Origin of the sequence: Enterobacter cloacae complex sp. P24RS (genome assembly GCF_014982165.1) — a bacterium.
Taxonomy (GTDB): domain Bacteria; phylum Pseudomonadota; class Gammaproteobacteria; order Enterobacterales; family Enterobacteriaceae; genus Enterobacter; species Enterobacter quasihormaechei.
The window spans coordinates 1-21,957 of the sequence record NZ_JADCKU010000003.1 but is presented as its reverse complement, the minus strand read 5'-3'; the positions used below and the strand labels follow the sequence as shown (position 1 = coordinate 21,957).

The following is a 21,957-nucleotide window of genomic DNA, read 5'->3' as shown; positions in this document are numbered from 1 at the left end:
CTAAAAAACAGGTTGTGCAATTCTGGTCACTGACAATAAACAGGATCTTACACCATGTTATCCACAGAAAAATGGGATAACTGGGTATAACCACCACTACTGTTTCAATTTACAGCCTTGACGTGCGATGAAAATCGAATTTTCACACAAATTGTGCCTAACTTATTGGCACAATCTGTGGATAAAACCGACGCTGTTCGATCTTTCATCAGCAGGAGGATCTTTGATGTGACGATCGTCACGTTAATCGCCTTTAATGCCCTGTTTTTAACTATAATGCTCTGAATTTAAAAAGTTTATTATGAAGGGCGTAAACGGGCGTTTCGTCGGTCTACAAGGTTGTTCATCGGTAATTCCGTACTTCTTCACAACTATATCCACAGAAAAGGTGAATAAAAATGGTCTCAGTCGCCCTCATCTGTTTATAACTCCTCACAAATTTGTGAGTTATTCAAATGTTATTAGGTTGCAGGCCTGTAAGAGAGTGGTTTACCGCCTCCCTGTAGTGTGAAACAATCATTCATATATCAGATTTAGTTTGGGGTAGTCCGGTGATTGATGACGATGGCTACCGCCCAAACGTAGGAATAGTAATTTGTAATCGTCAGGGTCAGGTGATGTGGGCCCGGCGATATGGTCAGCACTCCTGGCAGTTCCCGCAAGGCGGGATCAATCCTGGAGAGTCCCCAGAACAAGCGATGTACCGGGAGCTGTTTGAAGAGGTTGGTTTAAGCCGCAAAGATGTTCGCATCCTGGCTTCGACCCGCAACTGGTTGCGTTACAAGTTACCGAAACGTTTGGTGCGTTGGGACACAAAGCCGGTTTGTATCGGCCAGAAACAGAAGTGGTTTCTTTTGCAGTTGGTGGGCAACGATTCAGATATCAATATGCAAACCAGCAGCACGCCGGAGTTTGATGGCTGGCGCTGGGTAAGCTACTGGTATCCGGTTCGTCAGGTCGTGTCTTTTAAGCGCGATGTTTACCGTAGGGTGATGAAAGAGTTCGCAAGTGCCGTTATGCAGCTTCAGGAGACGCCTCCGAAGCCACAGAGCGCACCTGCCTGGCGACGTAAAAGAGGTTAAGCTACGCAAATCATGCTCACCCGCTTGCGAGAAATAGTTGAAAAGGTTGCCAGTGCGCCTCGCCTCAACGAGGCGCTGAATATTCTGGTGACGGACATCTGTCTTGCGATGGAAACCGAAGTCTGTTCGGTCTATCTGGCCGACCATGACCGACGTTGCTACTACCTGATGGCAACCCGCGGTTTAAAAAAACCACGGGGACGCACCGTCACGCTCGCGTTTGATGAAGGTATTGTTGGCCTGGTCGGGCGACTGGCGGAGCCAATCAACCTTGCCGATGCGCAAAAACACCCCAGCTTTAAATATATCCCTTCCGTAAAAGAGGAGCGTTTCCGCGCTTTTCTTGGCGTGCCGATTATTCAGCGCCGTCAGCTGCTTGGCGTGCTTGTTGTTCAGCAGCGAGAGTTGCGCCAGTACGATGAAAGCGAGGAGTCCTTCCTCGTCACGCTGGCAACGCAGATGGCGGCGATCCTCTCCCAGTCCCAGCTGGCCGCCCTTTTTGGCCAGTATCGTCATACGCGTATCCGCGCGCTTCCAGCCTCGCCGGGCGTCGCTATCGCCGAAGGCTGGATGGATGCCACGCTGCCGTTGATGGAGCAGGTCTACGAAGCCTCTACGCTGGATGAAGCGCTTGAGCGCGAACGGCTCACCGCCGCGCTGGAAGAGGCAGCGAATGAGTTTCGACGCTACAGCAAACGCTTTGCCGCTGGTGCGCAAAAAGAGACTGCGGCCATTTTCGATCTTTACTCACACCTGCTTTCCGATGCGCGCTTGCGCCGTGAGCTGTTTGCCGAGGTCGATAAAGGTTCGGTAGCAGAGTGGGCGGTTAAAAAGGTCATCGAAAAATTTGCCGAACAGTTTGCGGTGCTGACAGACGGTTATCTGAAAGAGCGAGCCGGTGATTTACGCGCGCTTGGGCAACGTCTGCTTTTCCACCTCGATGATACCATTCAGGGGGCGAATGCCTGGCCAAGCCGGTTTGTGCTGGTGGCCGATGAACTCTCGGCGACGACGCTGGCGGAATTACCGCAGGACAGGCTGGCGGGCGTGGTGGTGCGCGATGGCGCTGCTAACTCCCATGCCGCTATCATGGTGCGCGCACTCGGTATCCCGACCGTTATGGGCGCGGATATTCAGCCCTCCGTGCTGCATCGCCGCACGCTGGTGGTGGACGGGTATCGCGGTGAGCTGCTGGTTGATCCTGAGCCGGTTCTCCTCCAGGAGTACCAGCGCCTCATCAGCGAAGAGAATGAATTAAGCAAGCTGGCGGAAGATGACGTCAACCTGCCCGCACAGCTCAAAAGCGGTGAGCGGGTAAAGGTGATGCTCAACGCTGGCTTAAGCCCCGAGCACGAAGAAAAGCTCGGCAGCCGTATCGACGGCATTGGCCTTTACCGCACCGAAATCCCGTTCATGCTGCAAAGCGGCTTCCCTTCAGAAGAGGAGCAGGTTGCGCAGTATCAGGGCATGTTGCAGATGTTCAACGACAAACCCGTAACGTTGCGCACCCTGGACGTCGGCGCGGATAAACAGCTGCCCTATATGCCCATCAGCGAGGAGAACCCCTGCCTCGGCTGGCGCGGGATCCGCATTACCCTCGATCAGCCGGAAATCTTCCTTATTCAGGTTCGTGCGATGCTGCGCGCCAACGCGGCCACGGGGAATCTCAGCATTTTGCTGCCGATGGTCACCAGTATTGACGAGATCGACGAAGCACGGCGGTTGATAGAACGCGCCGGGCGCGAAGTGGAAGAGATGATCGGCTATGCGATCCCGAAACCGCGTATCGGCGTGATGCTCGAAGTGCCCTCAATGGTCTTTATGCTGCCGCAGCTGGCGACCCGCGTCGATTTTATCTCCGTCGGCACCAACGACTTAACGCAATACATTCTGGCGGTCGATCGCAACAACACCCGCGTTGCCAGCATCTACGACAGCCTGCATCCGGCGATGCTTCGTGCCCTGGCGATGATCGCCCGTGAGGCTGAACAGTACGGTATTGATCTACGCCTGTGCGGTGAAATGGCCGGAGACTCTATGTGCGTCGCGATCCTGATTGGTCTGGGGTATCGCCATCTGTCGATGAACGGCCGCGCGGTAGCGCGCGTGAAGTATTTGTTGCGTCATATTGACGTCAATGATGCCTGCGAGCTGGCTGAGCGCAGCCTTGACGCGCAGCTGGCAGCTGAGGTTCGTCACCAGGTGGCGGCATTTATGGAACGACGCGGTATGGGCGGCCTGATCCGCGGTGGTCGCTAACGCCTTTCCCCTCTTCCTCAGGGCGGAGGGAACCCTACAAATGAATGCGAGCAGCTAACAATCCCCTCGCCCGTTTGGGGAGAGGGCCAGGGTGAAGGGACCTGCGCGCATCAAACCCTATACACATCTTTTACATCTCAGGCGCATCCTCCGCGCCTGCCTTATGCTATGATTCGCAACTTTGGAGCACCTGCCAACGGCGGGAATGCAATTCAGCCGCTGTCCACTTTCAGCGGAATAACAACATCTTGTGGTGACAGATGAACAGTGGTTATCTGCATTTTCCGGAATTTGATCCGGTAATTTTCTCAATAGGACCCGTAGCGCTTCACTGGTACGGTTTGATGTACCTGGTGGGCTTCGTATTTGCCATGTGGCTTGCTGGCCGTCGCGCCAGTCGTCCCGGCAGCGGCTGGACGAAGAACGAAGTGGAAAACCTGCTTTATGCTGGATTCCTCGGCGTGTTCCTGGGCGGTCGTATAGGTTATGTCCTGTTCTACAACTTCCCGGTATTCCTGAACGATCCGCTTTATCTGTTCCGCGTCTGGGACGGCGGCATGTCCTTCCACGGCGGGCTGATTGGCGTGATTCTGGTCATGGTGATCTTCGCCAAACGCACCAAACGTAACTTCTTCCAGGTGGCTGATTTTATCGCGCCGTTAATCCCGTTTGGGCTGGGCGCAGGGCGTCTGGGCAACTTCATCAACGGTGAGCTGTGGGGGCGTGTCGATCCGAGCGTGCCGTTTACCATGCTCTTCCCTGGCTCGCGCGCAGAGGATATCGCGCTGCTGCCTTCGCACCCTGAGTGGCAGTCTGTTTTCGATACCTACGGCGTTCTGCCGCGCCATATGTCTCAGCTTTACGAGCTGGCGCTGGAAGGCGTGGTGCTGTTTATCATCCTGAATCTGTACATCCGCAAACCGCGCCCAATGGGGGCTGTCTCTGGTCTGTTCCTGATTGGCTATGGCGCATTCCGTATCATCGTCGAGTTCTTCCGCCAGCCGGATGCGCAGTTTACCGGCGAATGGGTACAGTACATCAGCATGGGGCAGATCCTCTCCATCCCGATGATTGTCGCGGGTGCCATTATGATGATTTGGGCGTATCGTCGTCGTCCACAGCAACAACTTTCCTGAGGAACCATGAAACAGTATCTTGAATTGATGAAAAAAGTGCTCGACGAGGGCACGCCGAAAAACGACCGTACCGGTACCGGTACGCTCTCCATTTTTGGCCACCAGATGCGCTTCAATCTGCAAGAAGGCTTTCCTCTGGTGACGACGAAGCGCTGCCATCTGCGCTCGATCATTCATGAACTGCTCTGGTTCCTGCAAGGCGATACCAACGTTGCTTATCTGCATGAAAACAATGTCTCCATATGGGACGAGTGGGCAGACGAAAACGGCGACCTGGGGCCGGTCTACGGCAAGCAATGGCGCGCGTGGCCAACCCCGGACGGTCGCCATATCGACCAGATCACAACCGTTATGAACCAGCTGAAGAATGACCCGGACTCGCGTCGTATCATTGTTTCTGCCTGGAACGTGGGTGAGCTGGACAAAATGGCGCTGGCACCGTGCCATGCCTTCTTCCAGTTCTACGTGGCGGACGGCAAGCTCTCCTGCCAGCTCTATCAGCGCTCCTGCGACGTGTTCCTCGGCCTGCCGTTTAACATCGCCAGCTACGCGCTGTTAGTGCACATGATGGCGCAGCAGTGCGATCTTGAAGTGGGCGATTTTGTCTGGACGGGCGGTGATACCCATCTCTACAGCAATCATATGGAACAGACGCATCTCCAGCTGACGCGTGAACCGCGCGCGCTGCCGAAACTGGTGATCAAACGTAAGCCGGATTCGATTTTCGATTACCGTTTTGATGACTTCGAGATTGAGGGCTACGACCCACATCCCGGCATTAAAGCGCCTGTTGCCATCTGATACGGCGGATCCTGACACAACCGGTGCTCTTGAGCGCCGGTTTTTTTTCGCGCTCGTTTTGTTTTTCGAGCCTGTTTCCAGAGAGGATGCAATGCGTTGCAACAGACGACATTCTCCTGAAAGCAGCTCGTAATGTTCTGGTTTGACGCTCGCGCCTTTTCTGCCTTTCCGCGACACTCCCGCCATGAAAAACGAACATGGCTTTACGCTTATCGAAACCCTTGTCGCCATCTCGCTGGTCGTGATCCTCAGCGCGACGGGACTTTATGGCTGGGACAGCTGGCAACAGCGGCAGCGGCTCTGGCAGACAGCCTGTCAGGTGCGGGATTACCTGGTGTTTTTGCGAAACGACGCAAATCGTCACAACAGCGAGCACAGGATCGCACTTCACGCTGACGGGAATCAGGCCTGCCTTATCAGCGCTGTGGGCCCGGGCTGCGACAGCGGCGGCCCGTTCGTGATGAAACCGTTATGGCCGGAGGTCACGCTGAGCGACGTCACGCCTGCGCTGGGATTTTACGGCTTAAGGGATACCGCATGGGCCGGACATATTCGCGTGCAGAGCCGCGCCGGTGCGTGGTGGGTTATTGTCTCAAATGGTGGGCGTATCAGGCTGTGTAATGCCGCAGGAGAAAGTCTATGCCAGTAAAACAAAAAGGATTCTCCCTTCTGGAGATCCTGATTGCGATGACGATAAGCAGCATTCTGTTACTCAGCACGTCACGTTTTTTACCGGGGCTCCAGCGGGGTGTTTTACTGCAATCCGGGCAACGGGAGCTGGAAGATGAGGTGTGGCAACGCCTGCTTGCGATCGGTAAACAGCTCCAGCGAGCAGGATACTGTGCAGGGCAATGTCAGGGGCAAGGGTTAATCATTGGCAGGCAAGGGCGATGTGCAATTGTCCAGTGGGATGCAAACAGCAACGGTCAGTGGGATACCTCCGCGTCAGAAAATGACAGCACGGGATTTCGGCTTGAAGCCGGCGCGCTTGAAACGCTGCGGGGCGCGACGTCCTGTGAAGGTAAGGGGTGGGATAAACTCACCGACCCCGATCGGATCCTGATCGAGCAGTTCATGATCATCAAAACCGACCATGCTGGTTTTGCACCGGTAATCAATGTCGAGCTGCGCGCCCGGCGCAAAGGTGAACTGACCACACCCTTTTCAGCCCGCCACACCGTAACGGGGTTTAATCTGTGAATCGTCAGCGGGGCATGTCATCGCTGGCGCTGGTCCTGCTGTTGCTGGTGCTCGGCACGCTGATCCTCACCGGATTAAACCAGCAGCTGCAAACTTTTAATGCGCTGGTGAGTAATGAGAGTCTGTCCGTTCGCCAGCAGGCTGCCGTGCAGTCTGCGCTGGAGTGGGGGCGCATTCAGCGCTGGGCTTTACGGCCAGAGGTTCAGTGCAAGCAGACGCAGCGTTGGCGGGTCTGTTTAAGGCTGCTCAGGGATCGGGCTTTGCTTATTGCCGGAATTGACGATCTGTTGCTTTGGCAGGGCGGAGAAATCACGGAAGGACAAATACGCTTTTCTGCCCACGGCTGGAGCGATTTCTGCCCCCTTAAGGAAAAAGCGCTATGTCAGTTACCCTGAGCAGACAAAAAGGATTTAGCATGGTTGAGGTTTTGCTGGCAATGATGTTGCTGGTTGTGGTTGTGACGGCGTTATCCGGATATCATCGCGCGCTGGCAGCCCGGTATGCGGCGCTTAGCCAGTATCGTCAGCTATGGCATCATGCGTGGAATCAGTCGCAGATCTCAACGTCGATGCTCCCGCCGGGCTGGCAGGTCAGCCGGGGGCAGACAACACAGACCGGATGTGTCAGCATCACGGTCACACTTATTTCTCCTATGGGGCGGCAGGGCGCGTTGACGCGTCTGCATTGCCCGGTTAGCCGGTAGTCGGGAGCGTTTATGCTAAGGGTTTACCACTCAAATCGTCTGGATGTGCTGGAAGCACTGATGGAGTACATCGTTGAGCAAGAGCGTCTCGACGATCCGTTTGAGCCAGAAATGGTGCTGGTGCAGAGCACCGGTATGGCGCAGTGGCTGCAAATGTCCCTTTCGCAGAAGTTTGGCATTGCGGCGAACATCGATTTTCCGCTGCCCGCGAGCTTTATCTGGGAGATGTTTGTTCGCGTCCTGCCGGATATTCCCGAGCAGAGCGCTTTCAACAAACAAAGCATGGCCTGGAAACTGATGACGCTGCTGCCGGACATGCTGGAGCATGAAGAGTTCGCCATGCTGCGCCACTACCTGAATGATGACACCGACAAGCGCAAACTGTTTCAACTGGCCTCACGCACCGCCGACCTCTACGACCAGTATCTGGTTTACCGTGCAGAATGGCTGATTCGCTGGGAAGCGGGAGAATTAGTCGATGGGTTGCCGGAAGCGCAAATCTGGCAGGCGCCGCTCTGGAAAGCGCTGGTCGAACATACCGAGCAGCTCGGTCAGCCTAAATGGCACCGTGCTAACCTGTACGATCGCTTTATCTCAACACTTGAGAACACCGCAGAACGGCCAGCCCGTTTGCCGTCACGCGTGTTCATTTGCGGTATCTCCGCGCTGCCGCCGGTTTACCTGAACGCGCTCAAAGCGCTCGGTAAGCACACTGATATCCATATCCTTTTTACCAACCCGTGTCGACACTACTGGGGAGACATTCAGGATCCGCGCTGGCTTTCACGGCTGGTCACCCGCCAGCGAAAACGCCTCTTTGAGGAACGTGCCGTGCCGCTGTTTAAGGACACTGAAAACGCGGCGCAGCTTTTCGATGAAGAGGGGATTCAGAACCTGCCGAACCCGCTGCTTGCCTCGTGGGGCAAGCTGGGGCGCGACTATATTTATCTGCTTTCAGATATCACCTCCTCGGGAGAGGGGGACGTGGATGCGTTTGCGGATATTACGCCCGACAGCCTGCTGCACAATATTCAGCTCGATATTCTGGATTTAGAGGACCGTGCCGTTGCCGGGATCACTGCCGAGGAGTTTGCGCGAAGTGATAAGAAGCGAAAACTGGATCCTGACGATCGTAGTATTGCGATCCACGTTTGCCATAGTCCACAGCGTGAAGTTGAAGTTCTACATGACCGCCTGCTTGCCATGTTGCAGGACGATCCAACCCTGACACCGCGCGATATCGTGGTAATGGTGGCGGATATCGACAGCTATAGCCCATTTATTCAGGCGGTATTTGGCAGCGCAACGGGTGACCGCTATCTGCCCTACGCCATCTCAGACCGCCGCGCTCGTCAGTCACACCCGGCGCTTCAGGCCTTTATCAGCCTGCTTTCGCTGCCCGATAGCCGGTTCATCTCTGAGGATGTGCTGGCATTGCTGGATGTGCCTGTTCTGGCCGCACGTTTCGACATTAACGAAGAGGGATTGCGCTACCTGCGTCAGTGGGTCAACGAATCCGGCGTCCGCTGGGGAATTGACGATGACAACGTTCAGGAGTTCGAGCTTCCACCAACCGGCCAGCACACCTGGCAGTTTGGCCTTACCCGCATGCTGCTGGGGTATGCGATGGAGAGCATCCACGGCGAATGGAATGACGTGCTGCCGTACGATGAGTCCAGCGGGTTAATCGCGGAACTGGTAGGTCACCTGGCCTCGCTGCTGATGCAGCTCAACCGCTGGCGCCGCGCGCTGATGCAGCCCCGCCCGCTTGAAGAGTGGCTGCCGGTTTGCCGCGACATGCTGAATGATTTCTTCCTGCCCGACAGCGAAACAGAGGCTGCCATGGCGCTTATCGAGAAGCAGTGGCAGGCCATTGTGGATGAGGGGGTAAATTCGCACTATCACGAGGCGGTTCCCCTTTCGCTTCTGCGCGATGAGCTGACGCAACGCCTTGACCAGGAGCGCATCAGCCAGCGCTTCCTTGCAGGGCCGGTGAATATCTGCACCCTGATGCCGATGCGTTCAATCCCGTTCAAAGTGGTTTGTCTGCTTGGCATGAACGACGGTATTTATCCACGCGCGCTGCCCCCTCTGGGCTTTGATCTCATGAGCGCACAGCCGAAGCGGGGCGACCGCAGCCGCCGCGATGATGACCGTTATCTTTTCCTTGAGGCGCTGATGTCCGCGCAAAGCAGGCTCTATATCAGCTATATCGGGCGTTCAATTCAGGATAACAGCGAGCGTTTCCCGTCGGTGCTGGTGCAGGAGCTGGTGGACTACATCGGACAGAGTCACTATCTGCCGGGCGATGAAGCCTGTAACTGCGACGAAAGCGAACGTCGGGTGAAAGCGCATATCACCTGTCACCATAGCCGAATGCCGTTTGATCCTGTCAATTACGTTCCTGATGAACTGCAAAGCTACGCCCGTGAGTGGCTTCCTGCCGCGAAGAACGAGGGGACACCGCAAACCGATTTTATTCAGACGCTCGAACCGCTCGCCATAGACACCCTCACGTTTGAGCAGCTACAGCGCTTTTGGGCGCATCCGGTTCGGGCTTTTTTCCAGCAACGCTTGCAGGTTAACTTCCGCTCGGAAGAGAGCGAAATCCCCGATGCGGAACCGTTTATTCTTGATGGGCTGGAGCGGTTTAAGCTCAATTCCCAGCTTCTGAATGCGCTGGTTGACGAAGAAGATGCCAGCAAACTGTTCAGACGTTTCAGGGCGTCGGGATTACTTCCGTATGGCGCGTTCGGCGAAATCGTCTGGGATGCCCAGTGCGAAGAGATGCAAGCCCTTGCTGACCGGGTTATCGCGTGTCGGCAGCCGGCGAGCAGCATTGAAATCGATCTCGATTGTAACGGTATCCACCTCAGCGGCTGGCTCACGCACGTGCAGTCTGACGGGCTGCTGCGCTGGCGCCCCTCCATGCTCAGCGTTTCACATGGCCTGCAACTCTGGCTCGAACATCTTGTCTACTGTGCGAATGGTCACGAAGGCGAAAGCCGGTTGTTTGTCCGTAAGGACGGCGAGTGGCGCTTCCCGCCCATGAAGCCTGATCAGGCGTTGACGTATCTGTCGCTTTATATTGAAGGCTACCGTCAGGGCATGAACAAACCACTGCTTTTACTGCCTGAAAGTGGGGGGGCGTGGATAAAAGCCTGTTACGACGCGCAGAATGATGCCATGTTAACGGATGAGGCTTCGCTCCAGAAAGCGCGCAGCAAGTTTTTGCAGGCCTACGAAGGGAACATGATGGTACGTGGCGAGGGCGACGATGTCTGGTATCAACGTTTATGGCGAACGCTGGAGCCAGAATACTTCGACATTATCACGGAAGAGGCGCAACGCTACCTGTTACCGTTGTACAAATTTAATCAGTCCTGAGTGCTGTATAAAAATTGCGCAGCATGAGGTGTTCATTTATGATGCACCTCTTATCACGGACTGATGTACCCAGAGAAAGAGATGCTGGCGTGTCCAGCACGCACGTTGTTAATGATGTAGCCGTGATAAAGAGGTCGTAATGCCAGGCAGCACCTTGTTAAAAGCGTTTGTTTTGTTTATCGCCCTTTGGGCTCCCGTCACTCAGGCCGATTCCGGTTGGCAACCCGTCCAGGAAACAATCCGTAAGAGCGAAAAGGACACCCGTCAGTATCAGGCTATTCGTCTTGATAACGGGATGACCGTGCTGCTGGTTTCCGACCCTCAGGCGGTGAAATCGCTCTCCGCGCTGGTTGTGCCGGTGGGTTCGCTGGAAGATCCTGAAGCCCATCCGGGACTGGCGCACTACCTTGAGCACATGACGCTGATGGGCTCTAAAAAATACCCGCAGCCGGACAGCCTGTCTGAATTTCTGAAAATGCATGGCGGCAGCCACAACGCCAGTACCGCGCCGTATCGCACCGCGTTTTACCTGGAAGTGGAAAATGATGCGCTTGATGGCGCGGTCGACCGTCTGGCGGATGCCATCGCCGCACCGCTGCTGGATAAAAAATATGCCGACCGGGAACGCAACGCCGTGAACGCCGAACTGACCATGGCGCGCACGCGAGACGGTATGCGCATGGCGCAGGTCAGCGCAGAAACCATCAACCCGGCGCACCCGGGTTCGCGCTTCTCAGGCGGCAATCTTGAAACGCTGAGCGACAAACCGGGTAGCCCGGTGCTCGATGCGCTGCATGCGTTTCGCGACAAATACTACTCCGCCAACCTGATGAAAGCGGTGATCTACAGTAATAAACCGTTGCCAGCGCTGGCAAATATGGCGGCGCAAACCTATGGCCGGGTGCCAAATAAAAATATCGAGCGGCCGCAGATTAACGTGCCGGTTGTCACGGACGCGCAAAAAGGCATCGTTATTCACTATGTCCCGGCCTTGCCCCGCAAGGTCTTACGCGTTGAATTCCGTATTGATAACAACACGGCGCAGTTCCGCAGCAAAACCGACGAGCTGGTGACCTATCTTATCGGCAACCGCAGCCCGGGCACGCTCTCTGACTGGCTGCAAAAGCAGGGGCTGGTGGAAGGTATTCGCGCTGACTCCGATCCCGTCGTAAACGGTAACAGCGGCGTGCTGGCAATCTCCGCGACGCTGACCGATAAAGGGCTGGCTCACCGGGACGATGTCGTTGCGGCCATTTTTAGCTATCTCTCTCTGCTGCGCGAGAAAGGCGTCGATAAACGCTACTTTGACGAGCTGGCGCACGTGCTGGATCTCGATTTCCGCTATCCCTCTATCACGCGTGACATGGACTACGTTGAGTGGCTGGCAGATACCATGATCCGCGTGCCCGTGGAACATACGCTGGATGCGGTAAATATTGCCGACCAGTATGACGCCGGTGCGCTCAAAGCGCGTCTGGCGATGATGACCCCACAGAATGCCCGTGTCTGGTATATCAGCCCGAACGAACCGCACAACAAAATGGCCTACTTCGTGGATGCCCCGTATCAGGTTGAAAAAATCAGCGAACAGACCTTCGCGGGCTGGCAGAAAAAGGCGGGTGAGATTGCGCTGAAGTTGCCGGAGCTTAACCCCTACATCCCGGATGATTTCACGCTGATCAAACCCGCAAAGGCGTATCCGCACCCGGAGCTGATTGTTGATGAGCCGACGCTGCGGGTAGTCTACACCCCAAGCCGCTATTTCGCCGACGAGCCAAAAGCGGATGTAAGCGTGGTGCTGCGCAACCCGAAAGCAATGGATAGCGCCAGAAACCAGGTACTGTTTGCGCTGAACGATTATCTGGCCGGTATTGCCCTCGATCAGCTCAGCAACCAGGCTGCCGTTGGCGGCATCAGCTTCTCGACCAACGCCAATAACGGCCTGATGGTGAATGCCAACGGCTATACCCAGCGTTTGCCGCAGCTGTTCCAGGCGCTGCTGGAGGGCTATTTCAGCTACACGCCTACGGAAGAACAGCTTGAGCAGGCTAAGTCCTGGTATGCGCAGATGATGGATTCTGCGGAGAAGGGGAAAGCCTACGATCAGGCGATTATGCCGGCGCAGATGCTGTCGCAAATTCCTTATTTCCAGCGCGAAGATCGCCGCGCGTTACTGCCCTCTGTGACCTTGAAAGAGGTTCTGGCTTACCGTGATGCGCTGAAAACCAATACCCGTCCGGAGTTCCTGGTTGTGGGCAATATGAGCGAGGAGCAGGCAAAAACGCTGGCGCAAAACGTCCGTACGCAGCTTGGTTCAAAAGGCGATGAGTGGTGCCGTAACCAGGACGTGCTGGTAGAGAAAAAGCAAAACGCGATCTTCGAAAAAGCGGGGAGCAGCACCGATTCCGCGCTGGCCGCGGTGTTTGTACCTACCGGTTATGATGAATTTACCAGCTCTGCCCAGAGCGCCGTGCTTGGACAAATTATTCAGCCGTGGTTCTACAACCAGTTGCGCACCGAGGAGCAACTGGGCTACGCGGTGTTCGCCTTCTCCATGAACGTGGGCCGCCAGTGGGGGCTGGGCTTCCTTCTGCAAAGCAGCGACAAGCAGCCCGCTTACCTGTGGCAGCGCTATCAGGCGTTCTTCCCGCAGGCGGAAGCAAAACTGCGGGCTATGAAGCCGGAGGAGTTTGCCCAGATCCAGCAGGCCGTTATCGCGCAGGTGATGCAGCCGCCGCAGACGCTGGGCGAAGAAGCCTCGCAGCTGAGCAAAGATTTCGATCGCGGTAATATGAAATTTGATTCGCGTGATAAAATAGTGGCCGAAATAAAACAGCTGACGCCACAGAAGGTTGCCGATTTCTTCCACCAGGCGGTGGTAAAACCGCAGGGTATGGCCATCCTGTCTCAGGTCTCTGGTAGCCAGAACGGGAAAACGGACTACGTAAAATCGAAAGAGTGGACCGTCTGGAAGAGCGTCAGCGCACTACAGCAGTCTATGCCCTGGAGTAAAAAAGAATGACCCATACCGCTGAGCCGCTTGATCCCCTAAGTTTACCTCTTCAGGGCGAGCGATTGATTGAAGCCTCAGCGGGAACGGGAAAAACCTATACCATCGCCGCGCTCTATCTGCGTCTGCTGTTAGGGCTCGGCGGCAGCGCCGCTTTTTCACGCCCGTTAAGCGTGGAGGAGCTGCTGGTGGTCACCTTCACCGAAGCGGCCACTGCCGAGCTGCGTGGCCGTATTCGCAGTAACATTCATGAACTGCGCATCGCCTGTCTGCGTCAGACCACGGATAACCCCCTCTACACGAGCCTGCTGGACGAGATCGCCGATAAGCAACAGGCTGCGCACTGGCTGCTGCTGGCCGAACGGCAAATGGACGAGGCGTCCGTCTTCACCATTCACGGTTTTTGTCAGCGCATGCTGAGCCTGAATGCGTTTGAATCCGGCATGCTCTTTGAGCAACAGCTTATTGAAGATGAATCCGAGCTTCGCTATCAGGCCTGCGCGGATTTCTGGCGTCGTCACTGCTATCCGTTGCAGCGCGACATTGCCGAAGCGGTTCACGCCCTGTGGAAAGGTCCGGAAGATCTTCTTCGCGCCATCGACCGTTACCTGCAAGGCGAAGCGCCGGTCATCAAATCCCCGCCGCCTGCCGATGAAACGCTGGCCTCGCGCCATGAAAAGATTGTCGCCAAAATTACCGCGCTTAAGCAGAAGTGGAATGAGTCGGTCGGTGAAATTGATGCGCTCATCGAAAACTCAGGCATCGACAGACGCAAGTTCAACCGAGGGAACCAGGGGAAGTGGATCGAAAAGATCAGCGCCTGGGCCCAGGAGGAGACGCGAGGCTACCAGCTTCCGGACGCACTGGAAAAATTTTCGCAGCGCTTTTTGACCGAGCGGACTAAAGCCGACGGCATTGTGCCCGAGCACCCCCTGTTTGTGGCGATTGAAGCGCTGCTTGCTGAGCCATTAACGCTCAACGATCTGATGATCACCCGCGCCATGACGGAGATCCGCCTGGCCGTCGCGCGGGAAAAACGTCGCCGGGGCGAGCTGGGATTCGATGACATGCTGAGCCGCCTGGACGAGGCGCTGTCCAGCGAGAATGGTGAAGCGCTCGCCAGCGCGATCCGTACCCGATTCCCGGTGGCGATGATTGACGAATTTCAGGACACCGACCCCCAGCAGTACCGCATTTTTCGCCGCATCTGGCGACAGCAGCCCGACACTGCCCTGCTGTTGATAGGCGATCCTAAACAAGCAATTTATGCCTTCCGCGGGGCCGATATCTTTACCTATATGAAAGCCCGCAGCGAGGTCGTCGCGCACTACACGTTAGACACGAACTGGCGCTCCGCGCCGGGGATGGTTGAGAGCGTCAATGCGCTGTTCAGCCGCATGGAGTCGGCGTTCATGTTCAATGAAATTCCTTTCCTGCCGGTGAAATCTGCCCCAAATAACGCGACCTTACGCTTTGACGTCAGCGGTGCGGTGCAACCCGCCATGACCTTCTGGCTGCTTGAGGGGGAAGGCTATGGTGTTGCCGACTATCAGGCGGCGATGGCCCAGCACTGCGCCGCGCAAATCCGTGACTGGCTGAGCGCAGGCGCTCGCGGCGAGGCGCTGCTGTGGAAGGGGGAACAGGCAAATCCTGTTAAAGCCTCTGATATCACCGTGCTGGTGCGCAGCCGTCAGGAAGCGGCGTTGATCCGCGATGCGCTTACGCTGCTTGATATTCCCTCCGTGTATCTTTCTAACCGCGACAGCGTGTTCGACACGCTGGAAGCCCAGGAAATGCTCTGGCTGCTTCAGGCGGTGCTGGCGCCGGAGCGCGAAAATACGCTTCGAAGCGCGCTGGCCAGTTCAATGCTGGGGTTGAACGCGCGGGATATCGACGTGCTTAACCATGACGAAAACGCATGGGATACGGTAGTGGAAGAGTTTGTCCATTACCGTGAGCGCTGGCAAAAACGCGGCGTCATGGCGATGCTTCGCGAGCTGATGACGCGGCGTCAGATTGCCGAAAATATGCTGGCGACATCCGGCGGTGAAAGGCGTCTGACCGATATTTTACACATCAGCGAACTGTTGCAGGAAGCGGGTACCCAGCTTGAAAGTGAACATGCCCTTGTGCGCTGGCTGGCGCAGCAAATTGCCGATCCCAACAGTAACGCCTCAAGCCAGCAAATGCGTCTTGAGAGCGATAAGCATCTGGTGCAAATCGTCACCATTCACAAATCGAAAGGTCTTGAGTATCCGCTGGTCTGGCTGCCCTTCATCGCGAACTACCGCGTTCAGGATCAGGCTTTTTACCATGACCGCGAGACTTTCGATGCGGTGCTCGATCTCAGCAAAGCAGAAACCAGCGTTGAGCTGGCGGAAGCGGAGCGTCTGGCGGAGGATTTGCGCCTGCTATACGTTGCGCTGACCCGTTCTGTCTGGCATTGCAGCCTGGGCGTCGCGCCCGTATTTCGCCGTCGCGGAGAAAAAACGGGGGAGAGCGATTTCCATTTAAGCGCGTTAGGGCGGCTTATTCAGCGTGGCGAGCCGAAAGATGCGGCGGGGCTACGCCACTGCATTGAGTCGCTTTGCGGTGACGATATCGCGCTACATATCCCCACTCTGCCAGACAATAGCCGCTGGCAAATGGCGCAAGAGACCGCCACCGATCTTAACGCGCGCCAGATCACGCGGGTGCTTGCCGACGACTGGCGAGTCACCAGCTATTCTGGCCTGCAACAGCACGGGCAAAGTATTGCGCAGGATCTCATGCCGAAGCTGGACGTGGATGCCGCAGGGGTGGGAGAGGTGCCGGTTGAGCCAACGTTAACCCCGCATCAGTTCCCGCGCGGCGCGTCGCCGGGCACCTTTTTACACAGCCTCTTTGAGGAGCTGGATTTTACCCAGCCTGTCAGTGAGGAGTGGGTGCTGAGGATGCTACAGAGCGGAGGCTATGACGCGCACTGGCAGCCCGTTCTCACAGACTGGATCAACGCCATTTTGCAGGCGCCGCTGACGGAGCAGGGCTTCTCGCTTCGCCAGTTAACGGCCAAAAATAAGCAGGTTGAGATGGAGTTTTATCTGCCTGTCGAAGGTCCGCTTAAGGCCGACGCGCTCGATGCGCTCATCCGTCAGTACGATCCGCTATCAGCCGGCTGCCCGCCGCTGAACTTCCGTCAGGTACAGGGCATGCTGAAAGGGTTTATCGACCTGGTCTTCCGTCACGACGGGCGTTACTACCTGCTGGACTACAAATCCAACTGGCTGGGCGAGAGCAGCGAAGCCTATACCCAACAGGCGATGGCGGCAGCCATGCAAATGCATCGCTACGATCTGCAATATCAGCTCTATAGCCTGGCGCTGCACCGCTATTTGCGCCACCGTATTGCGGATTATCGCTACGACGACCATTTTGGTGGCGTCATCTACCTGTTCTTACGCGGGGTCGACGCTGCCGATCCGCACTCCGGGATCTTCAGTACTCGTCCGGACGCCGAACTGATTGATAAAATGGATAACCTGTTTGCAGCAAACGCGGAGGAGATGGCATGACGATGCAGGATTTATTGCTGGATGCGGTAGAGCAACGCGTGCTGCGTCAGCTGGACGTGCAGTTTGCCATGATGATTGCCGCTGACCAGCCCGCCGTGATGCTGGCCGCTGCCCTTTTGAGTAAAGACGCCGGAGAGGGGCATGTGTGTCTGCCGCTCTCGCGTCTGGTGATTGACGAAAAAATGCCCCCAGTCCTCCAGTCTTGCTTTGCGCTGCTGGGTGAGACGGTGGACTGGCCGAAAATTTTGTGCGAATCATCGGCCGTCGGGCCGGGAGAAAACCAGGCACCGCTGATCCTCTCGGGTGAGCGCTTGTACCTGAACCGCCTGTGGCGAAACGAGCTGACGGTAGCGCGTTTCTTTAGTGAGACCAACGCGCCGCTTCCCTGCGATGAAGCGCAGCTTCGCCAGACGCTGGACAGTCTGTTTGACTCTGGTGAAGCCACGGACTGGCAGAAAGTGGCGGCGGCTGTCGCCCTGACGCGACGGATTTCGGTGATTTCCGGCGGCCCGGGGACCGGGAAAACAACGACCGTAGCAAAACTGCTGGCCGCCCTGATCCAGCTTTCAGGCGAGCAGCGATGCCGTATTCGTCTGGCGGCGCCCACCGGAAAGGCCGCGGCGCGTCTGACCGAATCTCTGGGCGGCGCGATGCAACGGCTGCCGCTGACGCAGGAACAGCTTGCGCTTTTCCCGGGTGAAGCAAGTACGCTGCACCGTCTGCTCGGCGCTCAGCCGGGTAGCCAGCGTCTGCGCTACCATGCGGGCAATCCGCTGCATCTGGACGTGCTGGTGGTGGATGAAGCCTCTATGATCGACCTGACCATGATGTCGCGCCTGATCGATGCTCTGCCGCCGCATGCGCGCGTGGTTTTCCTCGGCGATCGCGACCAGCTCGCCTCCGTTGAAGCCGGGGCGGTACTGGGAGATATCTGTACCTACGCCAGCTATGGTTATACCGCCGCGCGGGCGCAGGAGCTTGCCCGCCTGACCGGCTGCTCGCTTGAGCCCGATCGCTCACCCGTCGCGGGCGCGCTGCGCGACAGCCTGTGCCTGCTGCAAAAAAGCTACCGCTTTGGCAGCGACTCCGGCATCGGCCAGCTGGCGGCGGCGGTAAACCGTGGGGATCGGCATGCCACGCGCACGGTGTTTGACGGTTCCTTCACTGACATAGAAAAGAAATCGCTGCAAAGCGGGGAAGAGTATCAGGCAATGCTTGAGGAGGCTCTCCAGGGATACCAGCTTTTTCTGAGCTGCGTGCAGCAGCGCAGTCAGCCCGAGCAGGCCATCGCCGCATTTGGCGAATACCAGCTTCTGTGCGCACTGCGCGAAGGGCCGTTTGGCGTCGCGGGTCTGAACGACAGGCTGGAGCAGCTGCTTGTGCAGAAACGCAAAATTAACCGCCAGCTGCATTCGCGATGGTACGAGGGCAGGCCAGTGATGATCTCCCGCAACGACAGTGCGCTGGGGCTGTTCAACGGGGATATCGGCATTGCGCTCGATCGCGGCAACGGTCTGCGCGTGTGGTTCCAGCTGCCGGACGGCAGCGTGAAGTCCGTTCAGCCCAGCCGCCTGCCGGAGCATGAAACGGCATGGGCGATGACGGTACACAAATCTCAGGGCTCCGAGTTCAACCATGCGGCGCTGATCCTGCCGACACAGCTTTCACCGGTCGTAACCCGTGAGCTGGTCTACACCGCCATTACCCGTGCGCGTCAGCGTCTGTCGCTGTATGCGGATGAACGCGTGCTGGGACAGGCGATTGCCACCCGCACCGAGCGCAGGAGCGGATTAAGCGCGATATTTGAATCTGCCTGAATGCACGCCCTTTCCAACAGGAGAGGGCTACCTGTCACCCCAGGTCCGCCATTAATACCTTCGAGCGGCGCTGATAGTTGTACATCTCTTTCTTGCTTTCCGGCAGTGAATCAATATCCACCGGCGTGAAGCCGCGTTCCTGGAACCAGTGAATGCTGCGGGTGGTGAGCACGAACAGCTTGCTCAGACCCATCTGGCGCGCCTGTGCCGCCACGCGTTCAAGCAGCAGTTCGCCCCGGGAAGAGCTACGGTAATCCGGGTGCACCGCAACGCACGCCATTTCTCCAATCTGCTCTTCCGGGAACGGATAAAGCGCCGCACAGGCAATGGTCAGGTTATCGCGCTGGATGATGGTGAACTTGTCGATCTCCATCTCCAGCTGCTCGCGGGAGCGGCGAACCAGAATGCCCTGCTGCTCCAGCGGCCGGATCAGCTCCAGAATGCCGCCGATGTCGTTGATGGTGGCGCGGCGGATCTGCTCGGCGCTCTCCATCACGATCTGCGTACCAATACCGTCCCGGGAGAATAGCTCCTGCAACAGCGCGCCGTCTTCCTGATAGCTGATCAGGTGGCTGCGGCGCACGCCGCTGCGGCACGCTTTGACGGCACCGCGCAGAAAACGCACCGTACCGGAATAGTAATCGCCTTGTGCTTCCAGCGCTTCGACGCGTGCCTGAGCTTCATTCGGAAAAAGTTCTGGCACAATTACGCCCTCATCATTCACGACGCCCTGTGAAGAGCAAAACCCAATCATTTTCTCGGCTTTCAGCTTGATGGCCAGCTGGGTGGCAATCTCTTCCGAGGTCAGATTAAAACTTTCACCCGTTACGGAGACGGCAACAGGGCCCATCAGAACGATCGCGCCATTGTCTAACTGACGGTGAATGGCTTCTTCATCAATACGGCGGATGCGGCCGCTGTGGCAGTAGTCCACGCCATCGTCCACGCCGAGCGGCTGAGCAATGATAAAATTGCCGCTCACCACGTTGATATGCGCGCCCTGCAACGGCGTATTATTCAGGCTCATCGACAGGCGGGCGGTAATATCGAGCTGCAACAGGCCCGCCGCCTGTTTGACCAGCTCAAGGGTTTTCGCATCCGTCACGCGGGTATGTTTGTGATAAATCGGCTCATGGTGATGCGCGGCGAGGTTGGCTTCGATTTGCGGACGGGCGCCATACACCACCACCAGACGGATGCCGAGGCTGTGCAGCAGGCCAATATCATTGACGATGCTGGAAAAGTTTTCATGCTCAATGGCTTCGCCGCCAAGCATGATGACAAACGTTTTTCCCCGATGGGTGTTGATATAGGGAACAGAATGGCGGAATCCCTGGACCAGTTCGGTTCTGCGTTCCTTAACCATGACACAACCCTTAATGAATGTTTATTCGTAATTTATGTATTTTTATTCGATTGTGGCCGTCCGTGCAAGCCTAAATTTTCTGCGACCCACAGAAAATGATAAGTAATCCGTGCGTTAGCGTATGATTGTTTACCCTTTTATAGATGACAGTTTATGCGTCATTCGTTAAAGTTTTCGGTCAATTCAGACGTTTTATTCATTAATCAGTTTTATTGCTCGGGAGAAGCATGTCGGGATCCAATTCAGCAATAAGCCGCCGCCGCCTGTTAAAAGGGGCCGGGGCGATGTGGTTGCTTAGCGTCAGCCAGGTGGGTCTTGCCGCCACAAGCCAGGTAGTCGCGGTGCGCGTCTGGCCGTCGTCGACCTATACGCGCGTGACGGTTGAGTCCAACCGCGTGCTGAAATATAAGCAATTCGCCCTCAGCAATCCTGAACGTGTGGTGGTTGATCTCGAAGGTGTGAACCTCAACTCCGTGCTGAAAGGCATGGCGGCTCAGATCCGCGGCGACGATCCGTTTATCAAATCGGCGCGCGTCGGACAGTTCGATCCGCAAACCGTGCGCATGGTGTTTGAGCTGAAGCAGAACGTGAAGCCGCAGCTCTTTGCCCTTGCGCCTGTTGCCGCCTTTAAGGAGCGTCTGGTAATGGATCTCTATCCGGCGAATGCCACGGATATTCAGGATCCGCTCCTGGCACTCCTTGAGGATTACAACAAAGGCGATCTCGACAGGCAGGTTCCACCAGCGCAAAGCGGGCCGAAGCCGGGCAGGGCGGGGCGCGACCGACCGATTGTGATCATGCTCGATCCTGGCCACGGCGGGGAAGATTCCGGCGCCGTCGGGAAGTATCGCACCCGCGAAAAAGATGTGGTGCTGCAAATTGCCCGTCGTCTGAAGGCGTTAATCGACAAAGAGGGCAATATGCGCGCCTACATGACGCGCAACGAAGATGTCTTTATCCCGCTGAAGGTCCGCGTGGCGAAAGCGCAGAAGCAGCGCGCGGATCTGTTTGTCTCTATTCACGCTGATGCCTTCACCAGCCGCCAGCCGAGCGGCTCGTCGGTATTTGCCCTGTCAACAAAAGGGGCGACCAGTACCGCCGCGAGATACCTGGCGGATACGCAGAACGCCTCGGATTTAATCGGTGGGGTGAGCAAAAGCGGCGATCGTTACGTCGACCATACGATGTTCGATATGGTGCAGTCGCTGACCATTACCGACAGCCTGAAGTTTGGTAAAGCGGTGCTGGGCAAGCTGGGCCGGGTCAATAAGCTGCACAAAAACAGCGTCGAGCAGGCCGGATTTGCGGTACTGAAAGCGCCGGATATTCCGTCCATACTGGTCGAAACCGCGTTTATCAGTAACGTGGAAGAGGAACGCAAGCTCAAGACGGCTAAATTCCAGCAGGAAGTGGCGGAGTCGATTCTGGCAGGTATCCGGGCCTATTTCTCAGACGGAGAAACGCTGGCGCGGCGAGGGTAGGGCATCAGGCCGGGTATCTTGCCCGGCATTTTCACAAACGGCAGATACAAAAAAACACCCTTAAGGGTGTTTATTGTTTTAGAAGTGTTGGTTGCGGGGGCCGGATTTGAACCGACGACCTTCGGGTTATGAGCCCGACGAGCTACCAGGCTGCTCCACCCCGC

General features: G+C 56.6%; 14 protein-coding genes. 13 read left to right on the top strand and 1 reads right to left on the bottom strand.

What is annotated here, in order from left to right:
- The first annotated feature begins 551 nt into the window (after positions 1 to 551).
- The 12 genes from rppH (at position 552) to recD (ending at position 18,946) form a co-directional block, all read left to right on the top strand.
- On the top strand, positions 552 to 1,082 hold the full coding sequence (gene rppH / locus INF58_RS02680; protein ID WP_063451936.1) for an RNA pyrophosphohydrolase: 531 nt from the start codon (positions 552 to 554) through the stop codon (positions 1,080 to 1,082).
- A 12-nt stretch (positions 1,083 to 1,094) separates the two neighbouring features.
- Positions 1,095 to 3,341 carry a phosphoenolpyruvate--protein phosphotransferase gene (gene ptsP, locus INF58_RS02675; RefSeq protein ID WP_193526948.1) on the top strand — a complete coding sequence of 749 codons (2,247 nt, stop codon included), beginning with the start codon at positions 1,095 to 1,097 and terminating at the stop codon, positions 3,339 to 3,341.
- A gap of 260 nt (positions 3,342 to 3,601) precedes the next feature.
- Entirely contained in the window at positions 3,602 to 4,477 is an 876-nt protein-coding gene (lgt, locus tag INF58_RS02670) for a prolipoprotein diacylglyceryl transferase (RefSeq protein WP_063869279.1), read from the top strand.
- 6 nt (positions 4,478 to 4,483) lie between these two features.
- Positions 4,484 to 5,278 (top strand): thymidylate synthase, encoded by a 795-nt coding sequence (gene thyA, locus INF58_RS02665; RefSeq protein ID WP_006811817.1) that lies wholly within the window; start codon positions 4,484 to 4,486, stop codon positions 5,276 to 5,278.
- 184 nt (positions 5,279 to 5,462) lie between these two features.
- Complete coding sequence (locus INF58_RS02660; protein ID WP_193526947.1) at positions 5,463 to 5,927, top strand: prepilin peptidase-dependent protein; 465 nt, start codon at positions 5,463 to 5,465, stop codon at positions 5,925 to 5,927.
- The gene (locus INF58_RS02655) at positions 5,918 to 6,478 is read left to right on the top strand and encodes a prepilin peptidase-dependent protein (protein WP_193526946.1); all 561 of its coding nucleotides are present in this window, start codon (positions 5,918 to 5,920) and stop codon (positions 6,476 to 6,478) included. The genes INF58_RS02660 and INF58_RS02655 overlap by 10 nt, the downstream gene beginning before the upstream one ends.
- Entirely contained in the window at positions 6,475 to 6,873 is a 399-nt protein-coding gene (locus INF58_RS02650) for a DUF2509 family protein (protein WP_193526945.1), read from the top strand. Before INF58_RS02655 ends, INF58_RS02650 begins: the two co-directional genes overlap by 4 nt.
- On the top strand, positions 6,858 to 7,181 hold the full coding sequence (locus tag INF58_RS02645) for a prepilin-type N-terminal cleavage/methylation domain-containing protein (RefSeq protein WP_193526944.1): 324 nt from the start codon (positions 6,858 to 6,860) through the stop codon (positions 7,179 to 7,181). Before INF58_RS02650 ends, INF58_RS02645 begins: the two co-directional genes overlap by 16 nt.
- A 12-nt stretch (positions 7,182 to 7,193) precedes the next feature.
- A complete protein-coding gene (recC, locus tag INF58_RS02640; protein ID WP_193526943.1) occupies positions 7,194 to 10,568 on the top strand; it encodes an exodeoxyribonuclease V subunit gamma in 3,375 nt (1,124 codons plus the stop codon).
- 139 nt (positions 10,569 to 10,707) lie between these two features.
- Positions 10,708 to 13,590 (top strand): pitrilysin, encoded by a 2,883-nt coding sequence (ptrA, locus tag INF58_RS02635; protein WP_107533648.1) that lies wholly within the window; start codon positions 10,708 to 10,710, stop codon positions 13,588 to 13,590.
- Positions 13,587 to 17,129, top strand: coding sequence for an exodeoxyribonuclease V subunit beta (recB, locus tag INF58_RS02630; protein WP_193526942.1), 3,543 nt, complete (start codon positions 13,587 to 13,589; stop codon positions 17,127 to 17,129). Before ptrA ends, recB begins: the two co-directional genes overlap by 4 nt.
- Entirely contained in the window at positions 17,126 to 18,946 is a 1,821-nt protein-coding gene (gene recD, locus INF58_RS02625; RefSeq protein WP_193526941.1) for an exodeoxyribonuclease V subunit alpha, read from the top strand. The genes recB and recD overlap by 4 nt, the downstream gene beginning before the upstream one ends.
- Before the next feature lie 34 nt (positions 18,947 to 18,980).
- Here recD and argA read toward each other — a convergent pair whose 3' ends face one another.
- Complete coding sequence (gene argA / locus INF58_RS02620; RefSeq protein ID WP_006811807.1) at positions 18,981 to 20,312, bottom strand: amino-acid N-acetyltransferase; 1,332 nt, start codon at positions 20,310 to 20,312, stop codon at positions 18,981 to 18,983.
- A gap of 227 nt (positions 20,313 to 20,539) precedes the next feature.
- On the opposite strand from argA, the gene amiC reads away from it, so the two are divergent.
- Positions 20,540 to 21,793, top strand: a complete 1,254-nt coding sequence (amiC, locus tag INF58_RS02615) for an N-acetylmuramoyl-L-alanine amidase AmiC (RefSeq protein ID WP_064909848.1) — start codon at positions 20,540 to 20,542, stop codon at positions 21,791 to 21,793.
- Positions 21,794 to 21,957: the final 164 nt, after the last annotated feature.